Annotated in this window: 17 protein-coding genes; 9 read left to right on the forward strand and 8 right to left on the reverse strand. The window is 62.6% G+C overall.

All coding sequences use genetic code 11. The features are described 5' to 3' along the window. Positions 1-4: 4 nt before the first annotated feature. The 6 genes from PYR71_RS20275 (at position 5) to PYR71_RS20300 (ending at position 8,093) form a co-directional block, all read left to right on the forward strand. On the forward strand, positions 5-502 hold the full coding sequence (locus tag PYR71_RS20275) for a cytochrome c-type biogenesis protein (RefSeq protein WP_275620625.1): 498 nt from the start codon (positions 5-7) through the stop codon (positions 500-502). Positions 503-708: 206 nt separating this feature from the next. After that, the gene (locus tag PYR71_RS20280) at positions 709-2,295 is read left to right on the forward strand and encodes a Do family serine endopeptidase (RefSeq protein WP_183915278.1); all 1,587 of its coding nucleotides are present in this window, start codon (positions 709-711) and stop codon (positions 2,293-2,295) included. 66 nt (positions 2,296-2,361) lie between these two features. Beyond that, positions 2,362-3,117, forward strand: coding sequence for a response regulator transcription factor (locus PYR71_RS20285; RefSeq protein ID WP_409527254.1), 756 nt, complete (start codon positions 2,362-2,364; stop codon positions 3,115-3,117). Next, positions 3,114-4,526 carry a sensor histidine kinase gene (locus PYR71_RS20290; RefSeq protein ID WP_275620626.1) on the forward strand — a complete coding sequence of 471 codons (1,413 nt, stop codon included), beginning with the start codon at positions 3,114-3,116 and terminating at the stop codon, positions 4,524-4,526. Before PYR71_RS20285 ends, PYR71_RS20290 begins: the two co-directional genes overlap by 4 nt. Before the next feature lie 137 nt (positions 4,527-4,663). Continuing rightward, positions 4,664-7,621 (forward strand): bifunctional [glutamine synthetase] adenylyltransferase/[glutamine synthetase]-adenylyl-L-tyrosine phosphorylase, encoded by a 2,958-nt coding sequence (locus PYR71_RS20295; protein ID WP_275620627.1) that lies wholly within the window; start codon positions 4,664-4,666, stop codon positions 7,619-7,621. Positions 7,622-7,718: 97 nt separating this feature from the next. Next, on the forward strand, positions 7,719-8,093 hold the full coding sequence (locus PYR71_RS20300) for a hypothetical protein (RefSeq protein ID WP_275620628.1): 375 nt from the start codon (positions 7,719-7,721) through the stop codon (positions 8,091-8,093). On the opposite strand, the gene PYR71_RS20305 is transcribed toward PYR71_RS20300, so the two are convergent. Further along, a complete protein-coding gene (locus PYR71_RS20305) occupies positions 8,090-10,399 on the reverse strand; it encodes a PAS domain-containing sensor histidine kinase (RefSeq protein WP_275620629.1) in 2,310 nt (769 codons plus the stop codon). The two genes, PYR71_RS20300 and PYR71_RS20305, sit on opposite strands and share 4 nt — an antisense overlap. Before the next feature lie 190 nt (positions 10,400-10,589). Then, complete coding sequence (gene pepN / locus PYR71_RS20310) at positions 10,590-13,238, reverse strand: aminopeptidase N (RefSeq protein ID WP_275620630.1); 2,649 nt, start codon at positions 13,236-13,238, stop codon at positions 10,590-10,592. Between the two features lie 515 nt (positions 13,239-13,753). Here pepN and PYR71_RS20315 point away from each other — a divergent pair. Then, on the forward strand, positions 13,754-14,692 hold the full coding sequence (locus tag PYR71_RS20315; protein WP_275620631.1) for a DMT family transporter: 939 nt from the start codon (positions 13,754-13,756) through the stop codon (positions 14,690-14,692). A gap of 177 nt (positions 14,693-14,869) precedes the next feature. Further along, positions 14,870-15,742 (forward strand): hypothetical protein, encoded by an 873-nt coding sequence (locus tag PYR71_RS20320; protein WP_275620632.1) that lies wholly within the window; start codon positions 14,870-14,872, stop codon positions 15,740-15,742. On the opposite strand, the gene PYR71_RS20325 is transcribed toward PYR71_RS20320, so the two are convergent. The 6 genes from PYR71_RS20325 to PYR71_RS20350 all read right to left on the reverse strand — a co-directional run bounded on the left by PYR71_RS20325 (position 15,743) and on the right by PYR71_RS20350 (position 23,168). Further along, positions 15,743-15,889: a hypothetical protein gene (locus PYR71_RS20325; RefSeq protein ID WP_275620633.1), complete on the reverse strand. Its 147-nt coding sequence runs from the start codon at positions 15,887-15,889 to the stop codon at positions 15,743-15,745. It lies immediately after the preceding gene. Positions 15,890-15,978: 89 nt separating this feature from the next. After that, positions 15,979-16,170: a hypothetical protein gene (locus tag PYR71_RS20330; protein ID WP_096764249.1), complete on the reverse strand. Its 192-nt coding sequence runs from the start codon at positions 16,168-16,170 to the stop codon at positions 15,979-15,981. A 132-nt stretch (positions 16,171-16,302) separates the two neighbouring features. Further along, entirely contained in the window at positions 16,303-17,193 is an 891-nt protein-coding gene (locus PYR71_RS20335; RefSeq protein WP_275620634.1) for a uracil-DNA glycosylase, read from the reverse strand. 68 nt (positions 17,194-17,261) lie between these two features. Next, positions 17,262-18,554 (reverse strand): Hsp70 family protein, encoded by a 1,293-nt coding sequence (locus PYR71_RS20340; protein WP_183915255.1) that lies wholly within the window; start codon positions 18,552-18,554, stop codon positions 17,262-17,264. Between the two features lie 211 nt (positions 18,555-18,765). Next, positions 18,766-21,882 (reverse strand): efflux RND transporter permease subunit, encoded by a 3,117-nt coding sequence (locus PYR71_RS20345; protein ID WP_275620635.1) that lies wholly within the window; start codon positions 21,880-21,882, stop codon positions 18,766-18,768. Then, complete coding sequence (locus PYR71_RS20350) at positions 21,879-23,168, reverse strand: efflux RND transporter periplasmic adaptor subunit (protein ID WP_275620636.1); 1,290 nt, start codon at positions 23,166-23,168, stop codon at positions 21,879-21,881. The genes PYR71_RS20345 and PYR71_RS20350 overlap by 4 nt, the downstream gene beginning before the upstream one ends. Positions 23,169-23,457: 289 nt before the next feature. Here PYR71_RS20350 and PYR71_RS20355 point away from each other — a divergent pair, with 289 nt between their 5' ends. Beyond that, on the forward strand, positions 23,458-24,339 hold the full coding sequence (locus PYR71_RS20355; RefSeq protein WP_275620637.1) for a phosphotransferase family protein: 882 nt from the start codon (positions 23,458-23,460) through the stop codon (positions 24,337-24,339). The last annotated feature ends 6 nt before the right edge of the window (positions 24,340-24,345 follow it).

Raw genomic sequence — 24,345 nt, forward strand, 5'->3', positions numbered from 1 at the left:
AGGAATGAGGGGAAGAGAAGCTTGGCGTACACCCAATATATCGTCCGTTCTCTCCCGACTCCTCATCATTCTCTTCATCCTCTTCACGCCCTTCTCCGCCTTCGCCGTCAATCCCGACGAAGTGCTGGTCGATCCGGCGCTTGAGGCGCGTGCCCGCACTCTTTCGGCCGAACTGCGCTGCATGGTCTGCCAGAACCAGTCGATTGATGATTCCAATGCCGAACTGGCCAAAGACCTGCGCCTCTTGGTGCGCGAGCGCATCAAGGACGGCGACAGCGACGAGGAAGTGCTGAACTACATCGTCTCGCGCTACGGCGAATTCGTGCTACTGAAGCCGCGGTTCAGCATGAAGACCGTATTGCTCTGGGGCGCGCCGGCGCTGCTGGTGCTCGCCGGCGGATTGTCGCTGCTGGTCTTTGCGCGCCGGAGGGCTGGCAAGCCGACGGGAAGCAAGCTGACGGCGGAAGAACAGGCGAGGCTGAACGAGCTTCTGAAGAAATAACAACCCGTCGAGCCGGGATGAATAATTCCGCATCCTTTGGACACTCCAGGGAAGCGCCGGGCGCAGTAACCGACAGAAACATTCCAATCATTACGAATTTTTCATTGGCCGGACAGTTCGCAGTAAGGTGCGCCATCCTATATCTTGATGCATCGACTGATCCGGCGCTGCCGGACTGAGATTTAAGAACAAGAGAAGGTGCTCCAATGCTGAAGAATTTCAACGGACGTCCGTCCCTCGCCACCGTGCTCAAGGCTTCTACCGTTGCCGGTATCGCAGCCGCTGTGCTCGCAACCGGCGTTCCGCTCGAAATCACCCGGTCTTATGCCGAAGCCGTCAAAGTTCAGGCGCCTGCTGTTCCGAGCTTCGCCAATGTCGTCGATGCCGTTTCGCCCGCCGTCGTGTCGGTTCGCGTCGAAAACCGCGTCAATCCCGTCGCCGACAACAATGACGGCTTCGCCTTCGATTTCAATGGCCGCGGCTTTGACGACCTGCCTGATGATCATCCGCTGAAGCGTTTCTTCCGCCAGTTCGGCCAGGATCCGAACGACCAGCAGGGCCACCAGCGGCGCTTCGGCCAGAACGGTCCGGGCAACCCGAATGGTCCCGGCAAGGGCCGTCTGCGTCCGGTCGCTCAGGGCTCCGGTTTCTTCATTTCCGAGGACGGCTACATCGTCACCAACAACCACGTCGTTTCCGACGGGCAGGCCTTCGTCGCCGTTATGAATGACGGCACCGAACTCGATGCCAAGCTGATCGGCAAGGATCCGCGCACCGACCTCGCTGTCCTGAAGGTCGACGGCAAGGGCAAGAAGTTCACCTATGTCAACTGGGCCGACGACAACAATGTCCGCGTCGGCGACTGGGTCGTCGCCGTCGGCAACCCCTTCGGTCTCGGCGGCACGGTCACCGCAGGCATCGTCTCGGCCCGCGGCCGCGATATCGGCTCCGGTCCCTATGACGATTACCTGCAGGTTGATGCCGCCGTGAACCGCGGCAACTCAGGTGGTCCGACCTTCAACCTCAGCGGCGAAGTCGTCGGCATCAATACCGCGATCTTCTCGCCGTCCGGCGGCAGCGTCGGCATCGCCTTCGCCATTCCGGCTTCGACCGCCAAGGATGTCGTTGCCGATCTGATGAAGGACGGCCAGGTATCGCGCGGCTGGCTGGGTGTCCAGATCCAGCCGGTGACCAAGGATATCGCCGAATCCATCGGCCTTTCCGAGCCGAGCGGCGCCCTGGTCGTCGCCCCGCAGGCCGGCTCGCCGGGTGACAAGGCCGGCATGAAGGCCGGCGACGTCGTCACCGCCCTCAATGGTGAAACCATCAAGGATGCGCGTGATCTCAGCCGCCGCATCGGTGCGATGCAGCCGGGCAGCAAGGCCGAGCTTTCGGTCTGGCGCGCCGGCAAGGCGCAGTCCCTGACCGTCGAACTCGGCACGCTGCCGGCCGACCAGAAGGATGCGTCCGCCGATGACAACAACCAGCCGCAGCAGCCCGAGGCGCCGGCGTCCGAGAAGGCGCTCGCCGATCTCGGCCTGACGGTCGGTCCGTCGGATGACGGCAAGGGCCTGGCGATCACCGGCATCGACCCGGACTCCGACGCCGCCGACAAGGGCATCAAGGAAGGCGAGAAGATCACCTCGGTCAACAACCAGGAAGTCTCCACCCCTGCTGATGTCGTCAAGGTTCTGAACCAGGCCAAGAAGGACGGCCGCACCCGGGCGCTCTTCCAGATCCAGTCGAGCGAAGGAAGCCGTTTCGTCGCCCTGCCGATCAACGGCCAGGGCTGATCCTCGAAAAAACGGGAGCCGTGCGGAGGAAACTCCGCACGGCTCGATTGTTCTGATCTTTGAAGGATGATCGCGATGAGCGCCGCTCCGCAGCCAGATGCTTTGAGCCTTGCCGAAACGCAGCCGGCGGGTAATGTCGGCCGCATGAAGATTCTCATCATCGAAGATGATCTCGAAGCCGCGGCCTACCTCACGAAAGCCTTTCGCGAGGCGGGCATTGTCGCCGACCACGCCAGCGACGGCGAGAGCGGCCTGTTCATGGGATCGGAAAATACCTATGACGTCATCGTCATCGACCGCATGCTGCCGCGCCGCGACGGGCTCTCCGTCATCAGCGAGCTGCGCCGCAAGGGCATTCATACGCCGGTGCTCATCCTCTCCGCTCTCGGCCAGGTCGACGACCGGGTGACCGGCCTTCGTGCCGGCGGCGACGATTACCTGCCGAAGCCTTATGCCTTCAGCGAATTGCTGGCGCGTGTCGAGGTGCTCGGCCGCCGCAAGGGCACACCGGAGCAGGACGTTATCTATCGCGTCGGCGATCTCGAACTCGACCGGCTTTCCCACGAAGTGCGCCGCGGCGGCAAGGAAATCCCGCTGCAGCCGCGCGAATTCCGCCTGCTCGAATATTTGATGAAGAATGCCGGCCAGGTGGTGACCCGCACCATGCTGCTCGAAAACGTCTGGGACTATCACTTCGACCCGCAGACCAACGTCATCGACGTCCATGTCTCACGCCTGCGCTCGAAGATCGAGAAGGACTTCAGCCAGCCGCTCCTGAAAACCATCCGGGGCGCGGGGTATATGATCAAGGACGAGGGATGAGCCGCTTCAGGGTTCTCTTCAAGTCCACAGCAGTCCGCCTCTCGGCACTCTATATCCTGCTTTTCGCCATCTGCGCCGCGACCCTCGTCTTCTATGTGACGGCGATGTCGGAACGACTGCTGACCGGCCAGATCCGCGATGCCGTCAAGCAGGAGGTGGAGCAGGTGCAGCGCGCCTATGACACCGGCGGCATGAACCTTCTGCTGCGCACGATGGAGCGGCGCGCCCGCCAGCCGGGCGCCAATCTCTATATCATCGCCGGCCCCTCGGGCGATATTCTCGCCGGCAATGTCGCCTCGGTGCAACCGGGCGTCTTCGAGGAGGTCGGCTGGACCTCCGCGCCCTTCGCCTATCAGCGTTATACCGACGGCGGTGGTGTCGAGCGCCGTCATCGGGCGATCGCCAATATCTTCGTTCTCGACAACGGCTTGCGGATCCTGATCGGCCGCGACCTCGGCGATCCCGAACGTTTCCGCCTGCTGGTGCGTCAGGCGCTGATGGTGGCGCTGGCGATCATGGGGCTCGGCGCGATCATCATCTGGTTCGCCATCGGCCGCAATGCGCTGAAGCGCATCGACCGCATGTCGGATGCGAGCAAGAAGATCATGGCCGGCGACCTGTCGCAGCGTCTGCCGGTCGGCGGCTCCGGCGATGAGTTCGACAGGCTTTCGATGTCATTGAATACCATGCTGGAGCGCATCGAGAAGCTGAACGAAGGCCTGCGGCAGGTCTCTGACAACATCGCCCACGATCTCAAGACTCCGCTGACACGGCTGCGCAACAAGGCGGCCGATGCACTCGACATGGCCGATGTCGATACGCGGCGCGTCGCCCTCGAAGGCATCATTTCCGAATCCGACCAACTGATCCGCACCTTCAACGCGCTGCTGATGATCTCCCGCGTCGAGGCGGGCTCGGTCGCAGCCGAGATGTCGCCGGTCGAGCTGTCGGCCATCGTTTCCGACAGCGCCGAGCTTTACGAGCCGGCGGCGGAAGAGGCCGGGCTTGGCTTGAGCGCCAGCGTCGAACCCGGGATCGAGGTGCAGGGAAATCGCGAGCTGATTGGCCAGGCGATCTTCAATCTGCTCGACAATGCGATCAAATATTCCTCCGACACGGAAGGGGCGGGTGAGGTATCGCTGAAGCTTGCCCGCCGCCCGGACGGCGTCTGCCTGTCGGTGGCCGACCACGGGCCGGGCGTACCGGCCGATCGGCGCGACGACGTGGTAAAGCGCTTCGTTCGCCTCGACGAAAGCCGCTCGAAACCGGGCACTGGGCTGGGCCTTTCACTGGTGGAGGCGGTGATGGAACTGCACAGCGGCCGGCTGGAACTCTCCGATACCAATCCCGACAAGCCGGAACAGCGCGGACTGACCGTCAGCATGATCTTCCCGGCCAAGGCTGCCTGAACGGCCCGTGTGTAAACACGATCGGTTGAATCGCATATTGGCGGTTTGGCGCCGAGACCCTAGTTTAATCCCGATCGAGGAGGCGGGGTCGTGATTCTGCCGGCCGTTTCCTTCCGCTCCAAAGCCAGGGAGAGCCTATGCTGACGAAATCGACGCATGGCCTCAAGGACGTCGCCGAAGGGCTGCTGCGTCCGTTGAGCCAGACGGAGTTGAAGCTGGCGCTGAGCGATCTTCAGCAGGCCGGCAAAAGCGAGCCGTCGGTCGCTGCGATGCTGAAGGGCGAAGGGCCACTGCGCGATTTCATCTCCGCCGTGCTGACGCTCTCGCCCTACCTGCGCGAAATCGTCAATCTCGACCCGGCCATCCTCGCCGGCGCCATTACGCAACCCTTGGAGCCGCAGATCGAAGCGCTGATCGCTGAGGCGCGGGACTGCTGGCGGCCGGACGGCGAAGGGGCCGCGCCGGCTGAATCGGCGGTGATGAGCAGGCTGCGCATCATCAAGCGCAAGGCCGCCTTTCTCGTTGCACTCGCCGATCTCTCGCGCATCGTCGATGGCCGGGCCACGACCGCCTGGCTGAGCGAGCTCGCCGAAGCCTCTGTCGCCGCTGCAATCGACCATCTGCTGCTGGCAGCGCATGAGGGCGGAAAGGTCAGGCTGCGGGATCCGGCGAAGCCGAGCGAGGGCTCGGGGCTGATCGTGCTCGGCATGGGCAAACTCGGCGCTTGCGAGCTAAACTATTCCTCCGACATTGACCTCGTCGTCTTCTTCGACGAACAGGCCGGCATTGTGCCCGACCTCGATGACGCCATCGAGGTGTTCCCGAGGATGATGCGCCGGCTGGTGCGCATCCTGCAGGAGCGCACGGCGGATGGTTACGTCTTCCGCAGCGATTTGCGATTGCGACCCGATCCCGGTTCGACGCCGCTGGCGATTCCGGTCGACGCGGCGATGATCTATTACGAGGGCAGGGGCCAGAATTGGGAGCGGGCGGCCTTCATCAAGGCGCGCGCCGTGGCTGGCGACCTCATCGCCGGCGGCGAGTTTCTGCGCAAGCTGTCGCCTTTCGTCTTCCGCAAGTATCTCGATTACGCGGCGATCGCCGATATCCATTCGATCAAGCGGCAGATCCACGCGCATAAGGGTCACGGCGCCATCGCGGTCAAGGGCCATAATGTCAAGCTCGGGCGCGGCGGCATCCGCGAGATCGAATTCTTCGTCCAGACGCAGCAGCTGATCGCCGGCGGCCGCATGCCGGCGCTGCGCGGCCGGGGGACGGAGGAGACGCTCGGCGAGCTCACCAAGGCGAAGTGGATCGACGCCGAGACCCGCGACGAATTGACGGAGGCCTATTGGTTCCTGCGTGACGTCGAGCATCGCATCCAGATGGTGCGCGACGAGCAGACCCACCTTCTGCCGGAGACCGACGCCGACCTTAAGCGCATCGCCTTCATGATGGGCTTTTCCGACACGCCGAGTTTTTCCGAAAGGCTGGTCGGCGTGCTGAAGACGGTGGAGCGGCGGTATGCCCGCCTCTTCGAGCAGGAGAGCAGGCTTTCCGCCGAAACCGGAAACCTCGTCTTCACCGGCCAGGGCGACGATCCGGATACGCTGGAGACCTTGAAGAAGCTCGGCTTCACCAGGCCGTCCGACATTTCCCGCATCATCCGCACCTGGCATTACGGCCGCTACCGCGCGACGCAATCGGTGGAGGCGCGAGAAAGGCTGACGGAGCTGGCGCCGGAGCTCCTGCGCGTCTTCGGCGAAAGCAGGCGCGCCGACGAGGCGCTGCTGCGTTTCGACAGTTTCATCTCCGGCCTTCCCGCCGGCATTCAGCTCTTCTCGCTGCTCGGCAGCAATCCGGCGCTCCTGTCGCTGATCGTCAACATCATGTCCTCAGCACCCCGGCTGGCCGAGGTGATCGCCGCCAAGCCGCATGTCTTCGACGGCATGCTCGATCCCGGCCTGATGGCCGAGCTGCCGACGCGCGCCTATCTCGGCGAGCGGCTGCAGGGCTCGCTCGTCCAGGCGCGCCATTATGAGGAGGTGCTCGACCGGCTGCGCATCTTCGCCGCCGAACAGCGCTTCCTGATCGGCATCCGCCTGCTCACCGGCGCCATCAATGGCGCAATGGCCGCCCGCGCCTTCACCCATCTCGCCGATCTCATCATCGCAGCCGCACTCGACGCCGTGATCGGCGAAATGCGGGCCGCACACGGCGACTATCCCGGCGGGCGCATCGCCATAGCAGGCATGGGCAAGCTCGGCAGCTTCGAGCTGACCGCAGGATCGGATATCGATCTGATCCTGCTCTATGATTATGACGACGCCGCCTCCGAATCCGACGGGCCGAAGCCGCTCGACGCGACGCGCTACTTCACCCGCATCACCCAGAGGCTGATCGCCGCCTTGTCGGCGCCGACCGCCGAAGGCGTGCTCTATGAGGTCGACATGCGGCTGCGCCCCTCCGGCAACAAGGGGCCGGTCGCCACCCGCATCAATGCCTTCGGCAAATACCAGCGCGAGGAGGCCTGGACCTGGGAGCACATGGCGCTGAGCCGCGCCCGGCTGATCTCCGGCGATGACAGCTTGATCGCCGAGGCGGAACATATCGTCCGGGAGGTGCTGTCGGCCGATCGCGACATCGCCAAGGTGGCGCATGACGTCGCCGAGATGCGCGACCTGATCGAAAAGGAAAAGCCGCCTTCCGGCCCCTGGGACCTGAAGCTGATCCACGGCGGCGTCGTCGATCTCGAATTCATCGCTCAATACCTGGCGCTGATCGCGCCCGCCAAGGGAGTCGATGTTGCCGTCAACGGGATGAGTACCGGCGAGGCCCTGAAAGTGCTGGGCGGCCATCTGATGGCGGCGGCCGATCTCGACACATGTCTGGAAGCGTTCGCACTCTACACCAGTCTTTCACAGCTGATCCGCCTCTGCATCGAGAGCGAGTTCGACCCGAACGACGCGCCGTCCGGCCTCGTCGAACTCGTCTGCCGCGCCGGCGACTGCCCCGATATCGGGACGCTGGAGGGGGAGGTGAAACGGCTTTCCAAGGCGGTTCGGAAGATATTTCTGAATGTCGTGAAGCTTTGATGCATGTCGCCTGAAATGCGCAAAGATTGTCTGCGCATCGATGGCTTGAGTGACTATCATCTCCTGTATTGCCGTCTCAGCTCATAGGAAATCGAAGATGAAAACTTTCAACTTTGCATTGGCGCCTGAACAACTCCGGCAGGCCATCAATCCATGGACATTTTATCAGCAGGGATCACAAATCGGTTTCATCAACATCGATCTTGGATCGACGCCGGCGCCCGAGACGGAACAGGTGATTCTGGACGAGGTCGGAAGCTATGGCCGGCAGATCGGCCGCATTGGCGATGCGCTCGAGGTGCTGCTGAAACATGTACTGTTGGAGAACCTCCCGCGAGAAGAACAGGACGCCTTGAACGTCCTCAAAGGCCAGCTCGCCGAAATTCGGCAGATAAAGGAAAGGCAAGGCCGAAAACAGTCCCACGGTCGCTCGGACCTAACCCGTGACGACCTAAGAAACGACGCGCGTTAAACGCTGTCAGGAATGCGCAGCGAAATCACCGTGCCCACCGCTTCGCGGGAGCGGATTTTCATGCGGCCGCCATGCAGGGAGGTCAGCGAACGGGAGATGGCAAGCCCGAGACCGGAGCCGCCCTTGCTCTTGGCATATTGGCTCTGAACCTGTTCGAAAGGCTGGCCGATCTTCGAAAGTGCGGAGCGGGGAATTCCGATGCCGGTATCGGCGATGGTGACGGTGACGGCGCCGTCGACGCGGCGTGTGCGCACCGCGATGCGGCCGCCATTGTCGGTGAACTTGACCGCGTTGGAGAGCAGGTTCAGCAGCACCTGTTTCATCGCCCGGCGGTCGGCCGTCAGCGTCAGGCCGGAGGAGATGCGCTGCTCGATAACGATGTTCTTTTCGGCCGCCGGAATGGCGGTGAAGCGCAGGCTTTCCTCGATCAGCGGCACGAGGTCGATGCGCTCGCAATGCAGCCTGAGATGGCCGGCCTCGATCTTCGACATGTCGAGGATATCATTGATGACGTTGAGCAGATGTTTGCCGCTGTCATGGATATCCCGGGCATATTCGTCGTATTTCAGCGAACCGAGCGGTCCGAACATCTGATTCTGCAGGATTTCGGAAAAGCCGAGAATGGCGTTCAGCGGCGTGCGCAGCTCATGCGACATGTTGGCGAGGAATTCCGACTTCGCCTTGTTGGCTGCCTCTGCGCGTTCCTTCTCCGCCTGGTAGTTTGCGTTGGCAGTCGAAAGCTCGGCCTTCTGGATCTCCAGCGTCTGGCGCGAAGCGGAAAGATCGCCGATCGTCGCCATCAGCCGGCGTTCGGATTCACGCAGCCGCTCCTGATGGCGCTTCATCAGCGTGATGTCGGTTCCGACCGACACCCTGCCGCCGTCGCGGGTGCGCCGCTCGTTGATCTGCAGCCAGCGCTCGTCGGCCAGCTGCACCTCCGTCGTGCGCGAATAGCCGGAGCCGTCGGCATCGGCGATCCGCCGTTCGATGACCGGGCGGGCGGCGGCGGCGTTGACAATCGAGCGTTCGGTGCCGGGCACCAGCACGCTGTCCGGCAGCCCGTAAGCCTGCTGGAAATGCGTGTTGCACATGACGAGCCGGTCGTTCTTGTCCCAGAGCACGAAGGCTTCCGAGGTGCATTCGATGGCGTCGGCCAAGCGCTGATCGGCTTCCGCATAGCGCTGGGCGAGCCGGTGCTGTTCGGTCACGTCCATGGCGATGCCGATCAGGTGCATGCGGCCGGAATTGCTGCGGATCACCTGGGCGCGTGCCCGCATCCAGACATAGTGGCCGCCCGCATGGCGCATGCGGAATATCTGGTCGACCTGACCGGAATGGCCCTTGGCGATGGCGCGGGCGATCTCGTAGAGCCCGCCGTCATCGGGATGCATCAGTCGCGCGGCTTCGCCGAAGCCCATCGTCTTGTCGGAGCCCGGCAGGCCGAGCATGTCGTACATCGAGCGCGACCAGAAGAATTCCCGGTTCTCGAAATCGAAATCCCAAAGGCCGCAGCGGCCGCGCGACAGCGCCGTCTCGACGCGCAGGTTGGATTCCAGGAAGATGTCGTCGGCGTCGCGGGCCCGCTTCACCTGCGTGTAATAGGCATAGAGGATGACGAGCAAGATCGAGGAGATGCCGGCAAACAGCGTGACGTTGAGCGCCAGCTCCTCGCGCCACAGCCGGCCGACCTCCTCGAGCGAGGTGGCGGCGACGACGTAGCCGCCGGCATTGCCCATCAGTGTGATCTCGGCATAGTGCGGCACGCCGCCGATCGTCGTTTCGATGACACCGGCCCGATCGCCGAACCGCCGGATCGCCGAGACTTCGGGGAAGAAATCGCCGACATTGCTGCCGACATGCGAAAGCCCGGCAGTCGTTGCGGCAAAAACCTTGCCGCTGGCCTGCACCAGTAGCACGAAGGCGCCGTTGTCCAGCCGGTCCTGCGGCAGGTATCTGGCAAGCCGCGCCTGTGCCTCGGTGATATCGCCGCTGTCAAAAATGTCGACCGCATCGGCAAAGACGGCAGTGGCTGTTGCCGCCGAAAGCGCGGTGGCATGGCGGGCGGAAGCCTCCAGCCGGCTATATTCGCTCATCATGCCGAAGAAATGCGAGGCGGCGACGACGGAGAGGAAGGCGATGATCAAGGCCGGAATGGCGCGCTTCAAGATCAGCTCCGCCTTCGGCAGATGACGCAGGAGCGGCTCCGATGTCGAGTGACCGGATAGGCTGTCTCGCCAGGCTTTCAGCCCGTCAAAATCGACACGCAGCCGTCCTCCGGCCACGGTTGCCCGCCGCACGTCCATCATCTCTTCGCCTTGTCCCTCGTGTGATTCGCGCGCCGCTCGCTCGAACCTGACCTAGAGAATCATGGGTGATTCGCCTTGTCCAGAGGCAAAGGTAAAATTCCGTTAACTATTTATATTTTGTATTTTTTGGGTGATTCGAATCGCCGGGCGATCGGCCGCCGCGTGATTCGCGACGGTCCACCCAGGCAAATCACCCTTTAAGTGTGCGCTCGACGATATCGCGCACATCGGTGGAAAGGTCGGGCGCCCGCTCGATCTCGATCAGCGCAGAGCGGGCGTGATCGGCGCGTGTCGGTTCCAGCGAGCGCCAGGAACGCATCGAGGTGAGAATGCGGGCTGCAAGCTGCGGGTTGCGGCCGTCGATCTCCAGAATCTGACCGGCGAGGAAGCGATAGCCTTCGCCGTCGGCGCGGCCGAAACCGGTCGGATTGGCAAAGGCGAAGGTTCCGACCAGCGCCCGCATCCGGTTCGGGTTGGTCCGCTTGAAAAGCGGGTTCTCCATCAGGCGGCGTACCCGGTCCAGCGCCTTGGCGCCCGGAATGCCGGCCTGGATCGTGAACCATTTGTCGATGACAAGCGCGTTGTCTGCAAAGCGGTCGCGGAAGGCGGCCAGCGCCTCGCCTGTCTCCGCACTGTCGGGGAAACGATGCGCGAGGATCGTCAGCGCATGGCTGAGGTCGGTCATGTTGTCGGCTGCATCGAAGGCTGCCTTGGCGCGCGCAGGTGTCTGTTCGGCGTGCGAGAGATAGGTCAGCGCGCTATTGCGCAGCGCCCGCAGGCCGGCGCTCTTGGCATCAGGGCTGAAGCCGCCAGATGTCGCCATCGCCGCGTGGAGGCCGGCAAAGACATCCTTTCCGGCATCGGCGATCTGTTTGAGGATCGCCTGCCGGCCGGTATGGATGGCGTCGGGATCGTTGTTGCCGCCGAGTTCGCGGGCAATATCGGCTTCGCTCGGCAGCGCCAGCGCCTGGGCGCGGAAGGCCGGCTCGAGGCTTTCGTCGGCGGCCGCCGCAATCAGCGTCTCGACGAAGGTCGGCTCGCAGACGACTGGTTTGCCCTCGCGCGCGTCGCGGGCAGCCTTCAGAAGGTTCGGCAGCGCCAGATCGGTCAGCGCCTGCCAGCGGGCGAAATGATCCGTCTCATGGCGGGCGAGATGGGCGAGATCGGCCGGGCTTTGATCGAAATGCAGGTTGATCGGCGCCGAGAAGCTGCGGTTGATCGAAACGACCGGGCGCGAGCCCACGCCATGAAACACCGCCGTCTGCGTGCGGCCGGTCAGGTGCAGCACCTCGCCGGCATATTCTGCGCCCTCGACCGAACTCGGCGCGATCTTGCCGCCGTTTTCGCCGAAGAGTGCCAGGCTGAGCGGGATATGCATCGGTTCCTTGCTCGACTGGCCGGGTGTAGCAGGCGTCATCTGTTCGAGCGACAGGGTGAAACTGCCGGCTGCCGGATCATAGCTGCCGGATGCGGTGACGAGCGGCGTGCCTGCCTGATGGTACCAGAGCGAGAATTGCGTGAGGTCGCGCCCGCTCGCATCCTCGAAGCATTTGACGAAATCCTCGATCGTCACCGCCTGCCCATCATGGCGGTCGAAATAGAGATCCATGCCCTTTTTGAAGCCGTCTCTGCCGAGCAGCGTCGCGATCATCCGCGTGACTTCGCTGCCCTTCTCGTAAACGGTCCTCGTGTAGAAATTGTTGATCTCGCGATATGTCGTCGGCCGAACTGGATGGGCGAGCGGGCCGCCATCCTCTGGAAACTGCTCGGACTTCAGATGGCGCACATCGGCGATGCGCTTGACCGGGCGTGAGCGCTGGTCGGAGGTAAATTCCTGGTCGCGAAAGACCGTCAGGCCTTCCTTGAGGCACAGCTGGAACCAGTCGCGGCAGGTGATGCGGTTGCCGGTCCAGTTGTGGAAATATTCATGCGCGATGACCGTCTCGATATTGGCGTAGTCGGCATCGGTCGCCGTCTCCGGATCGGCAAGGATGTATCTGTCGTTGAAGACGTTGAGTCCCTTGTTCTCCATCGCGCCCATGTTGAAGTCGGAGACGGCGACGATCATGAAGATGTCGAGATCATATTCGCGCCCGAACCTCTCTTCGTCCCATGCCATCGAGCGCTTCAGCGCATCCATGGCATAGGCCGCCCGCGGCTCCTTGCCGTGCTCGACATAGATCTTCAGCACCACGTCGCGACCCGACATCGTGGTGAAGGTGTCTTCGACGACGCCGAGATCGCCGGCAACGAGGGCAAAGAGATAGCTCGGCTTCGGATGAGGGTCGAACCAGGCGGCGAAATGCTTGCCGGGGCCGTAGCCGGCGCCGCCGAGAAAGTTGCCGTTCGACAGGAGTAGCGGATTGGCCTCCTTGTCGGCGATGATGTTGACGGTGAACGGCGCAAGCACGTCGGGCCGGTCGGGGAAATAGGTGATGCGTCGGAAGCCCTCCGCCTCGCACTGCGTGCAATAGATGCCGCCGGTGCGATAGAGGCCCATCAGCTGGGTATTGGCCTCGGGATTGATGATCGTGGTGATCGTCAGTTCGAAGGGGGCGCTTTCCGGCAGGTCGCGCACCGTCAGGCTTTCCGGGGTTGCCTCATAACGCGAGGGATCGAGCTCCACCTGATCGAACAGCAGCCCCGCCAGCGTCAGCTCGTCGCCGTCGAGCACGATCGGGGCGGTAATGTCGGCGCCGGGGCGACGATGAAAGATGAGGCGGGCTTCGACTTTGGTCTCCGTCGGATCGAGTTCGAAGGTCAGGTCCACGCGTTCCAGCACGAAGTCGGTGGGACGGTAATCTGCCAGATGAATGACCTGGCCGGTATCTGTTCGCATGGTGTTTCCTGAAGACCGTTATTTGACAACCGCGGACACAGAGGCGGGCGCACTCTGCGATAATTTGCCGGGCATGATTACATTAAAGTCTGAACTAAAGTTAAAGCAAATTGCCCGTGAACACGAAGTTTCGCGGGCAAAATATCCTGCTCGAAACGGATGAAGGCGGCGGCCGGGAGAAAGGCCGCTATTTCGGATTGAGGCGGCCTTGATCGTCGCGTCGCTTTGGTCTGCTGTGCGCGCGAAGGCGACGATCGAGCCGTTATTGTCGCAATAGCTGCCTTTTGCCCTGATTTGCCGGTTTTGCTTGAGGATTTGCCGATGACAACGCACCTCTTCAGACGCGCAAAGCATGCCGTAAAACTTTGAGCTCCTGCGCAATTTGTCCTGATGTCGATTCCGATTTAAGGATTATACAGTGGGATTCTCTTTCGCTACGATGGCGGCGTCACCTGTTGCGTTCCCGAGTCGAACGCGTCTCCCCGTTTGTTCAAATCAGCATTAGAGCCAGGATCATGCACTCGGTTCTCAGAAGCCCGATGAGAGGCATTGCGCTGAAAGTCTCGTCGGTCGTGGTCTTCCTGGCCATGCAGACGTTCATCAAGCTGGCCGGCCCTGATATTCCGGCGGGTCAGGTCACCTTCTGCAGGTCCTTCTTCGCGCTCTTCCCGATCATGGCCTATCTCGCCTATATCGGACAGCTGCGCGCCGCCTTCCACACCGCCAATCCGGTCGGCCACCTGAAGCGCGGCACGATCGGCATCCTGTCAATGGCTTTCGGTTTTTACGGCCTCCTGCACTTGCCGCTCCCGGAGGCGATTGCGCTCGGCTACGCATTGCCGCTCGTCGCCGTGATTTTCGCCGCGGTTTTTCTCGGCGAGACGGTGCGCATCTACCGTTGGAGCGCCGTTCTGGTCGGCATGGCCGGAGTTGTCATCATCTCCTGGCCGAAACTCACGCTGTTTCGCGAAGGCGGCATGGAAGCCGAACAGGCCGTCGGCGCGCTTTGCGTGCTGTTTTCGGCGGTTCTCGGCGGTATGGCGATGATCCAGGTGCGTCGCCTCGTCGAAGAGGAGAAGACGGCGACGATCGTGCTGTATTTTTCGCTCACCGCATCGGTCTTCTCGCTGGCTTCCCTCCCTTTCGGCTGGCTCGTCCTGCCATGGCCGTCGGCGCTTTATCTGATCGCTGCCGGCTTTTGCGGTGGCGTCGCCCAGATCCTGCTGACCGAAAGCTACCGCCATGCCGACGTCTCCACCATCGCGCCGTTCGAATATACGTCGATCCTGCTTGGCGGCATCGTCGGCTACTTCATCTTCGGCGACGTGCCGAGCGTCACCATGCTGATCGGCACCGTCATCGTCGTTGCCGCCGGTATCTTCATCATCTATCGCGAGCATCAACTGGGCATCGAACAGCGGGAAGCGCGCAAGGCGACGACGCCGCAGGCATGAGGTCCAAGGCAGGAATGGTCAATTCTTAGGATGGCGTCGACTTGCGGAATATGATTGTTGAACATGAGAAACTATCATTTATTCAACGCTGTGCACGGCTGACGAGCCGATGCCACCGCGGCTTTCGATATTACTGCTCCGAACGCTGGCCTGCGAGCGGAGGTGGAGAAAAGCGTAATGGCATTCACGGCGGAGCAATTGGCGGGGAACTGCTCCTTTCTGATGAGTATCCGCTTTCTGGCCGGGCAGACGCGCGGCATGTTCGACGCCGGCCCGCGTCTGGCGCGATTGCTCGCCTCTCACCAGCGCTGGCTGCTGACCCAGACCGCCTATGCTCTTCACCTGGAATATGATCCGCGCGACCCGACCTCGGGTCTTACCGCCGTTCGCCTGACCGGCCGCATCACCGCCCACAAGGTGGCGAGCCGCAACACCGTTCTCGCCTTCATCGAAGAACTCTATACCTACCGCTTCATCACCCATACGCCCGGCGACGAGCGGCGCCGGCCGCGCCATTTCGAGCCCGCCAATGTCAGCCTCCAGGCGATGTCCGCCTGGATCCATGCCAATCTCGCCGCGCTCGACCTGCTCGACGGCGGTGAAAGGGCGGCTGTTTTCCAGGCAAATCCAGCATTGATGAAGCTCATTCAGCCGCGCATTGCCCGCCACTGCCTGGAGGATGCCGCCTGGCGGGAGCCGCCGACGCAGGTGGCGTTGTTTCTCTGGACGGAAGCCGGCGGTCTGGTCGTCGACAACTTCATCGCCAGGATGGATACGGAAGACGCCAAGGCGGGCAAGTTTCTCGTCGGGCGCGTCGAAACCCGTGCGCTCGCCGCCGATTTCATGATGTCGCGTACGCACCTGCAGCGGCTTCTGGCAAAGGCGGCACAGCGTGGCTGCGTCGGCTGGTATGATGAGCCGCGCAAGGCGCATCTTTGGCTATCGCGGCATTTCGTCGAGGAATATTGCGCCTGGCAGGCGGTCAAGTTCGCCTATGTCGACGAGGCCTTCGAGTGGGCAACGGCCCGGATCGACGCGCTGACGGTGTGATTACAACACGATCGCTGCTGAGCCGGGGGCAGCACTGGCCGGCTTTACCGACAGCTCGCGCTCATATTCGCGCGCGGCGCAGACCGCGGCGCGGATCTGCTCGAAGGTTTCGATGTTGCGCAGTAGCGAAAGCAGGATCGTCGACATGGTGGTTACTCTGACATGGAAAGGCAGCAAAAAACGCTACAGCATCATTTGCACGTCCGGAGAGATGCGCGGTGCCGTAGCGACCCCGCTCAGTATTGCTGGAAATCCGAGAAGATCGCGTTAGGGCGCGCCGTGCGGCTGTTGATGCCGGTGCCGCGGGCGATCATCTGTTCGTTCGTGGCGAAGCCGAAGCGGCTGTAGCCATGAGTGGAGCGAAGCTGGTCGCCTGCAAGGCGAAGGGTTTCAAACCCGGAATGAATAGGACGAAATCTCTTGTGCATGGCCTTGGTTCCTGTGATTCCTCCCAAGACACAGGCTTATATTGCAGTGCAACATAGATTCTACAATGCATGCTGGCGCGATGCAGCCATGCGAAAAATGCATGGCGCGCTTCATAAATTATTCAACTTCGGCTAATTTCTGAGCAGAGAGAGGGATTTGAGTTTTGCCTGAAAGGCGAGAAGATCGTTCCAGGCCAGGCGCTTGTTGACGGGTGCGGTTAACAGATCCTGGGGATGCAGGCTGGCGATGGCCGGAATGGCGCGATCGGCGATGACGATGTCCTTCCAGACGCCGCGCAGGCCGTGAATCGTGTCGTTTTCCCCGAGGAAGAACCGTGCCGCGAAATTGCCGAGCAACAGAATCGCCTGCGGTTCGGCGAGCGCGATCTGACGCTCAATGAAGGGCCGGCAGATGTCGATCTCGGCCGCCGATGCCGCCCGGTTGCCGGGCGGGCGCCAGGGAATGACCTGCGTCAACAGAACGCTCGAGCGGTTCAGCCCGATCGCCGCCAGCATCTTGTCGAACAACTGGCCGGACTTGCCCGAGAAGGGCAGCCCCTCCCGATCGTCTTCGGCGCTCGGCGCCGAGCCGATCACCATGATGCCGCTTTCGGCATCGCCGCTGGCAAAGATCGTCGAGCGGGCGCTGTGTTTGAGGTTGCAGCCGTTGAACGCTTCGATTGCGGTCTTCAGTTCGCCGAGTGATCGCGCGCCTTCGGCGACGAAACGCGCCTGCTGCACAGCCTCGCCGTCGGGAATCGCGGGTTGCGGGCCGGAGACAGGGGCCGGACGTGCTGCCGCCGTCGGGCGCGGCGATGTCTGACGTTCTCCGATACTTGGGCGTTCCCCGGCCGCGGGACGTTCCTGCTGCGTCGACGCCGGACGGCGCGCCGCCTTCATCGCCTCGAACTCGGCGAAGCGGTCGACCGCCTCTTCCTCCAGCAGCCACTCCACGCCGGCATCCGCATGAAAATGCAGAAGCGCTGCCAGCTCGGCGGGGGAAAGGTCGTTGGCGGAGATCATGCGGCAAGCTTAACGGAGACAAATGGGCATTGAAAGAGCGGGCGGCACATCGGCCGCTCCTGCCGGCTTTATTGCACAGTCCATTGCGTGATGTCGTCGCGCTCGCCGATCAGCGCCAGGCCATGGGCGATCGACAGCAGTTCGCCGCCGCTTTCGATCCGGTCGCGCTCGAAGCGTTCGGTGAAGATGCGGCGCACGGCCGGCACGAAGGAGGTGCCGCCGGTGAGGAACACCTTGTCGATCTCCGCCGGCTTCGTCTCGGTCTTGTCGAGCACCTCGTCGAGCGCGCCTTCAATGCGGGCGAGATCCTCGGCGATCCAGCCTTCGAAATCGCTGCGCTTGATGCTGCGGTGTCCGCCGCGGCCAAGCGGCGCGAAATCGAAAGGCGCCTCCTCGGCGGCCGAAAGCGCCATCTTCGTCGCCGAGACCGCCTGGTAGAGTGGGTAGCCTTCGTCATGGTCGATGAGATCGATGAAGATCTCGAGCTTTTCCGGCTCCAGACTGGTTCGTACCAGCTTCTTCAGATCCTCGAATTCGCGCGTGGTCTTGAAGATCGACAGCTGGTTCCAGCGGCCGAAGCTGGAATAGTAGTTGGACGGCACTTCGAGAATCTTGTCGAAGCTCTTGAAATGGCTACCCTTGCCGATCAGCGGCGCGACGATGTTGTCGATCATCCGATAGTCGAAATGATCGCCGGCGACGCCGACGCCGGAATGGCCGATCGGCGTTGCCGTCAGCCTGCCGGCGACGGTTTCAAAGCGGATCAGCGAATAGTCGGTCGTGCCGCCACCGAAATCCGCAACCAGCACCGTCGCGTCCTGCTTCAGGTTCTGCGCGAAATAGAAGGCGGCGGCGACCGGCTCGTAGACATAGTGGATTTCCGGAAAACCGAAGCGCGACAGCGCCTCGTTGTAGCGTTCGGTCGCCAGATCAGGATCGGGGCTGGCGCCGGCGAAATGCACCGGACGGCCGGTGACGATACGGCTGACATCGGAAGGCCAGCTGTCACCGGCATAGTTGCGCAGGCGCCGCACGAAGATCTCCATCAGATCTTCGAAATTATGGCGCTTGGCGAAGATCAGCGTGCCCTGGAACAGCGCGCTTGCGGCAAAGGTCTTGATCGATTGCAGGAAGCGGCATTCGCCGGGATTGTCGATGAATTGCCGGATTGCCGCATGGCCCGCCTCCACCTTCAGCGCCGAAGCGCCGAGCTGGGCATCCTTCATGAAGGAGAGTGCCGTCCGCATGCTATCGGCCGTTCCCGCCGTGCTTGTGAACGCCATCGAACGTGTCGCCCCGCCATCCGCCATGGCGAGAACCGTATTCGTCGTGCCGAAGTCGAAACCCAGCGCCTGAGCCATGCCCGCACCTCTTCATGCCGATTGTCATTGGGGACGGAGCATCGCTCCGTGAAGGGCGAGAGGACGCCCGGAGTCAGGAGGGCGGGTGATGCCACAGAGGCGTGACACATTCAAGAGGATCGAAAGTTGATGTGATCAAGGGCGCACGTATTCTTCCTGGGGAAGACGTGCGCCCCAAGGGCTGATGGCGGCGGAAGTCAGAGGGCAATCATCATTCGGCAGCCATTGCCCTTGTCTCCTGCATCACCGGCGCCTCGATCTTCTTCTGGCCCATTAACCGGCCGAGGAAGTTTCCGAACCGGTCCATCTCGACGAAGATGACCGGGGTGATGAACAGCGTCAGCAGCTGTGAGACGACGAGGCCGCCGACGACGGCGATGCCGAGCGGCTGGCGCAGCTCCGAGCTCGCGCCGGTGCCAAGCGCGATCGGCAGAGCGCCGAGCAGGGCGCAGAAGGTCGTCATCATGATCGGCCGGAAGCGGCGCACGCAGGCCTCGTGGATCGCCGCCGTCGCCTTCTCGCCGGTTGTGCGCATGGTCTCCACCGCCACGTCGATCATCATGATCGCGTTCTTCTTGACGATACCGATCAACATCAGCAGGCCGATGAGGGCGATGATCGACAGGTCGAAGCCCATGATCTTCAAGGCCAGCAGTGCACCGAAGGCCGCCGCCGGCAGGCCGGAGAGAATGGTCAGCGGGTGAATGAAGCTTTCGTAGAGCACGCCGAGCACGACATAGATGGTCAGGATCGCCGCCAGGATCAGGTAGGGCGTATTGCCCTGAGACTGCTGGAAGATCTCCGCCGTGCCGCCATAGGAGGTGAAGACGTCGGCCGGCAGGCTGATCTCCTTCTTGATCTGATCGATCGCCGCGGTCGCGTCACTGAGAGAAACGCCCTCCGGCAGGTTGAAGGAGACGGTGGTCGAGACGAGCTGGCCCGTCTGGTTGATAGTCACGGGGCCGGTAGTGCGTTGCACGTGGGCGAAGTTCGACAGCGGCACCAGGCTGCCATTTGACGAAGCGACGCGTATTTCCGCCAGTTTCTGGTCGTCCCAGGGTTTGCTCGTGTCATATTCGACGATGACATCGTAGCTGTCGCCGGTCGACTGGATCTCCGCCGCCGCATATCCGCTGAAGGATTCCTGCAGCGTCGTGCGCAGCGTGTCGTTGTCGATCCCGTAGGCGGCCGCCCGCTCGGTATCGATGACGATATTGGCCTGCAGGGCGTTGTTCTGGGCGTCCGAGGTGACGTCGGTGAACAGCCGGTCCTTGCGCATCGCCGCCTGGATCTTGCCGGCCCAGAGGTTGGTCTGGTCGGCGCTCAGCGCCTGCACCACCAGCTGATACTGGCTTGCAGTCTGGCGGCCACCGAAGCGCAGGCTCTGGTTCGGCGTCACGAAGGCTTGCAATCCGGGGATCTTGTTGATCGCCGTGCGCAACTCGCGCAGCGTCTGGTCGAGCGGCGGACGCTCCTTCTTGTCCTTGAGTTCGACGAACATCGAACCGTTGTTCTGCGGCTTGTTCGGGTTGCCTCCGATCGTCGACATCACGTGGTTCACCGCCGGGTTCGCCTTGACGGCGGCTGCCGCCTGCTGCTGCAGCGCCTCCATGGCCGAGTAGGAAATGTCCTGGCGGGCCTGGGTGCTGATCGTCAGGCGGCCGATGTCTTCCTGTGGGAAGAAGCTCGTCGGCAGCGTCATGAAGAAATAGATCGTCAGCGCCACCGAGCCGAGGAACAGACCGAGGATCGTGAAGCGATGGCGAAGGCACCAGCCGACCGCTCTGTCGTAGCCGCTGAGCGTCCGCTCGAAGCCGGCATCGAAGAGTCGGATCAGGGGCGGCGGCCGACTGTGATTGTTGGAGAGGCGCGAGCCGAGCATCGGCGTCACGGTCAGCGAGACGATGGCCGACGAGATGATGGCGATGGCGACCACCATGCCGAACTCGTTGAACACGCGGCCGACGACGCCGCCCATCAGCAGGATCGGGATGAAGACGGCGATCAGCGAAACCGACATGGAGATGATGGTGTAACTGACTTCGCCGGCACCCTTGATCGCCGCCTCGCGCACCGGCATGCCTTCCTCGACATGGCGCAGAATGTTTTCGAGCATAACGATGGCATCGTCCACCACCAGCCCCACCGCGAGCGTCAGCCCGAGCAGCGATATATTGTCGATGCTGTAGCCGAGCACATACATCATGCCGAAGGTCGAGATCAGTGACAGCGGAACGGCAAGCCCGGGAATGATCGTCGCCGTCGCATGGCCGGTGAAGAGGTAAATAACCAGAACGACGAGGCCGATCGTCAGGAACAGCGTGAATTTCACGTCGGCGATGGCCGCACGGATGGGTTTTGCGGCGTCGTTCATGACAACAGTCGTGACTGAAGCCGGGATTTCGGCGTGAAGCTGCGGCAGCTTGGCGTTGATGGCGTCGACGACGTCGACCGTATTGGCATCCGGCTGGCGCTGGATGGCGAGAATGATGCCGCGCTGCCCATCATACCAGCTGCCGGTATACTGGTTCTCGACGCCGTCCTGCACATCGGCGACATCGCCGAGATGGATCGGCGCGCCATTCGGATTGGCGATGACCAGCGACCGGAATTGTTCGGCATTGGTGCGCTGCGTATTCGCCGTGATGGTCATGCTCTGCGCATTGTTCTGCAGCGTGCCCACGGGCTGCTGGCTGTTGGCGGCAGAAAGCGCCTTGTTGACGGTATCGATGCCGATGCCGCGGGTGAGCAGCTTGTTGGGATCGACCTCGACCCTCACCGCATAGGTCTGGGCACCATAGACGCTGACCTGGGCCACGCCGGGGAGGGTGGAAAGCGACGGCGAGATGATGTCTTCGGCGATCTCGTCGAGCTTGCTGCGCGGCATGGTGTTGCTCTGCACCGAGAGCAGCATGACCGGCGCATCGGCCGGGTTGGTCTTGCGATAGCTCGGCGGTGTCGTCAGATTGTCGGGCAGCTGCCGGGTCGCATGCGAGATTGCCGCCTGCACGTCGGCCGCGGCCGCGTCGATATCACGGTTGAGGTCGAACTGCAGCACGATGCTGGTGCTGCCGAGCGAGCTCGAGGCGCTGATCTCGCTGATGCCGGGAATGGTCTCGAACTGTTTGATCAGCGGCGTGGCGACCGACGTCGCCATCGTCTGCGGTGAGGCGCCGCTCAGCTGCGCCGAAACGTTGATCGTCGGAAAATCCACCTGCGGCAGGGCGGCGACCGGCACGAGCCGGTAACCGGCAAGGCCGGCGAGAATGACGCCGATGGCAAGCAGTGTCGTCGCGACGGGGCGCTGGATGCAGAAATTCGGGATCATTGCTGCGCTCCCACGGCGATCGTCTCGGACTGCAGCGGCTGCCGAGGCGCGTCGGCGGAGGCGACATCGAGCGCCTTTTCGTCGAACTCTTCGTGGATCGCCTGCTGATCGCTGAGCTGGCCCTGACCCTCGACCACGACATGGTCGCCTTCGGAAAGTCCGGATTCGATGGCGGTGAAGCCGCCATTGGCGCGGGCGACGGTGACCGGCGTCAGATGCGATTTTCCGTCCTTGGCGACGAAGGCGAAGAAACCATCCGGGCCGGGGCTGACGGCAACCGTCGGCACCACGACCTGCTGTTCCTTGCTGTTAAAATGCACCACGATATTGACCGACTGGCCAGGCCAGAGCGCGCCGGAGGCGTTCTCGAATTTCGCCTTGGCGAGGATCGTGCCCGAGGCCGTATCGACCGTGTTGTCGTAGAAGCTGATCTCGCCCTTGCGGACCTGCCCCTTGGTGGAATTGGGCGCCGTGCTGACCTCGACCGGACCGGCTGCGAGTGCCTTCTTCAGCTCGCGCAGATAACGTTCCTGCAGGTGGAATTTCACATAGATCGGATCGTATTTGGCGATGGTGACGATGGCCGCGCCGGCATTGAGGAAGGCGCCCTTGCTGACGGCGATATCGCCGAGCCGGCCGTCGAACGGTGCCCGGATATCGGTATGCTCGAGCAGTATCTGATCGGAGGCAAGTGTTGCCTTATCAGCATCGACCGTCGCGGCGGCGGTATCGCGCGCGGCTCTCGCCTGATCGAGGCTCTGCTGGGTGCCGGCCTTCTGGTCGAACAGATCCTGGGCACGCACCAGCGCGGTCTCGGCCTCCGAAAGCGTCGCCGTGTCGCGCACGATCATAGCATTGTCCTTGTCGACGGCGGCCTTGGCCGTCCGGTCGTCGAGCTTGGCGATCAGGTCGCCGGCCTTGACGGTCGCCCCGTCCTGCGCAGCGATACTGACGATCAGCCCCTGCTCCTGGGCGGCGATCGTGGTGTTGTCATCCGCGTCGGCCCAGCCGGACGCCGTCACATCCATCGGCAGCGTCGTTTTGACGGCTGCGACTGTTTTGACGACGGTCGGGCCGCCACCCCCGCGTCTGCGCCCGCCGCCCTGATGCTGTCCACCGTCCTGGGCCTGGTCGGCCTGCTGACCACCGCCATTGCCGCCGGCCGGCTGCCGGATCAGCTCCGACAGGTAGGGAATATGCGAGGCATAGGGGATTAGATTGCCGAATTGCCAGAGGCCGACGGCGGCAACGGCGATAATACTGACGGTGATCCAAAATTTCTTCATGGGGCAGAACCGGGTTGAGCAAGGGTTGCGAATTTTATGCTCCGATTGAGCCGCTTATATTGCGGCGCAAAAAAGACATAATTCCCCGGCCGCGATCACTAAGTGGTTATAACGGCTTAAAATTTTGTAATGAATATTCCGTAATATTCAAACTATACTAATATATAGGGGTGCGTTTGACGCGGTTCCGTGGCGGCATTGCCGGCGGTCCGCGGCGCAGGCTGATGCCGTTCCCGCACGCGGAGCGCTGCACGCGAGAAAGGCGGAAAAACAGAGGAGGCAGGTCGCCATGACTGAGTTGGACGCCAGCGAATTTCGCTCTCTCATCATAAGCGTGTTTCCCCAACTGACGGCCTCAGTCTTCAAGCTGGCGGCGAAGGGCTGGGATTCGATGGCGGTCGACGTCGATGACACGCTGATCTTCAAGTTTCCCCGCCATCTCGGCGCCGAAAGGGCGCTGGTGAGGGAAGCGGCCCTGCTCGACATCATCAGGCCGGCGCTGTCGATTGCGGTTCCCGATATGCGCATACACGACGGCCCGCCGATCTTCTCCAGCCACGCCAAGCTGGAGGGCGAACACCTCATTGCCGAAGATTACGATGCGCTCGGGGAGGGCGACCGTCAGCGTCTGGCGGATGATCTCGCGCGTTTTTACGCCGAGCTGCATGCGCTCGACGCCGACCGCCTGCGTGCGGCCGGCGCAACGGCGATCCAGCCGTGGCAATCGCCGGACGTGGTGAGAAAGAAGGCTTTGCCGCTGCTGCCGGCCGACATCCAGCGCTTTGCCGAGGTCGTCATTTCGGATTTCGAATTCCTGCCGCCGGATCCCTACGGCAAGGTCTACGGCTTTTTCGACGGCCACGGATGGAACATGGCCTTCGACTTTCGGCAGGGCAGGCTCAACGGCCTTTACGATTTCGCCGATTCCGGTTTCGGGCCGTTGCACCAGGAGTTCGTCTATTCGAACTTCATCTCGCCCGATCTGACCGCGCGCATCATCTCGGCCTATGAGGTCCTGACCGGGCGCCGGCTCGACCGGCGGCGCATCGCGATCATGACCGGCTTCCACCGGCTTTCCGAACTCGCCGAATTTGCTGACGATCCGGGCAATGTCGAGCAGATGATCCGCAGCGCGGCGAGCTGGGCCGCCGCGTCGGCCCGCGCCGCCTGAGCAGCC

It is taken from the genome of Rhizobium mulingense, assembly GCF_029194105.1.
GTDB classification, from domain to species: domain Bacteria; phylum Pseudomonadota; class Alphaproteobacteria; order Rhizobiales; family Rhizobiaceae; genus Rhizobium; species Rhizobium mulingense.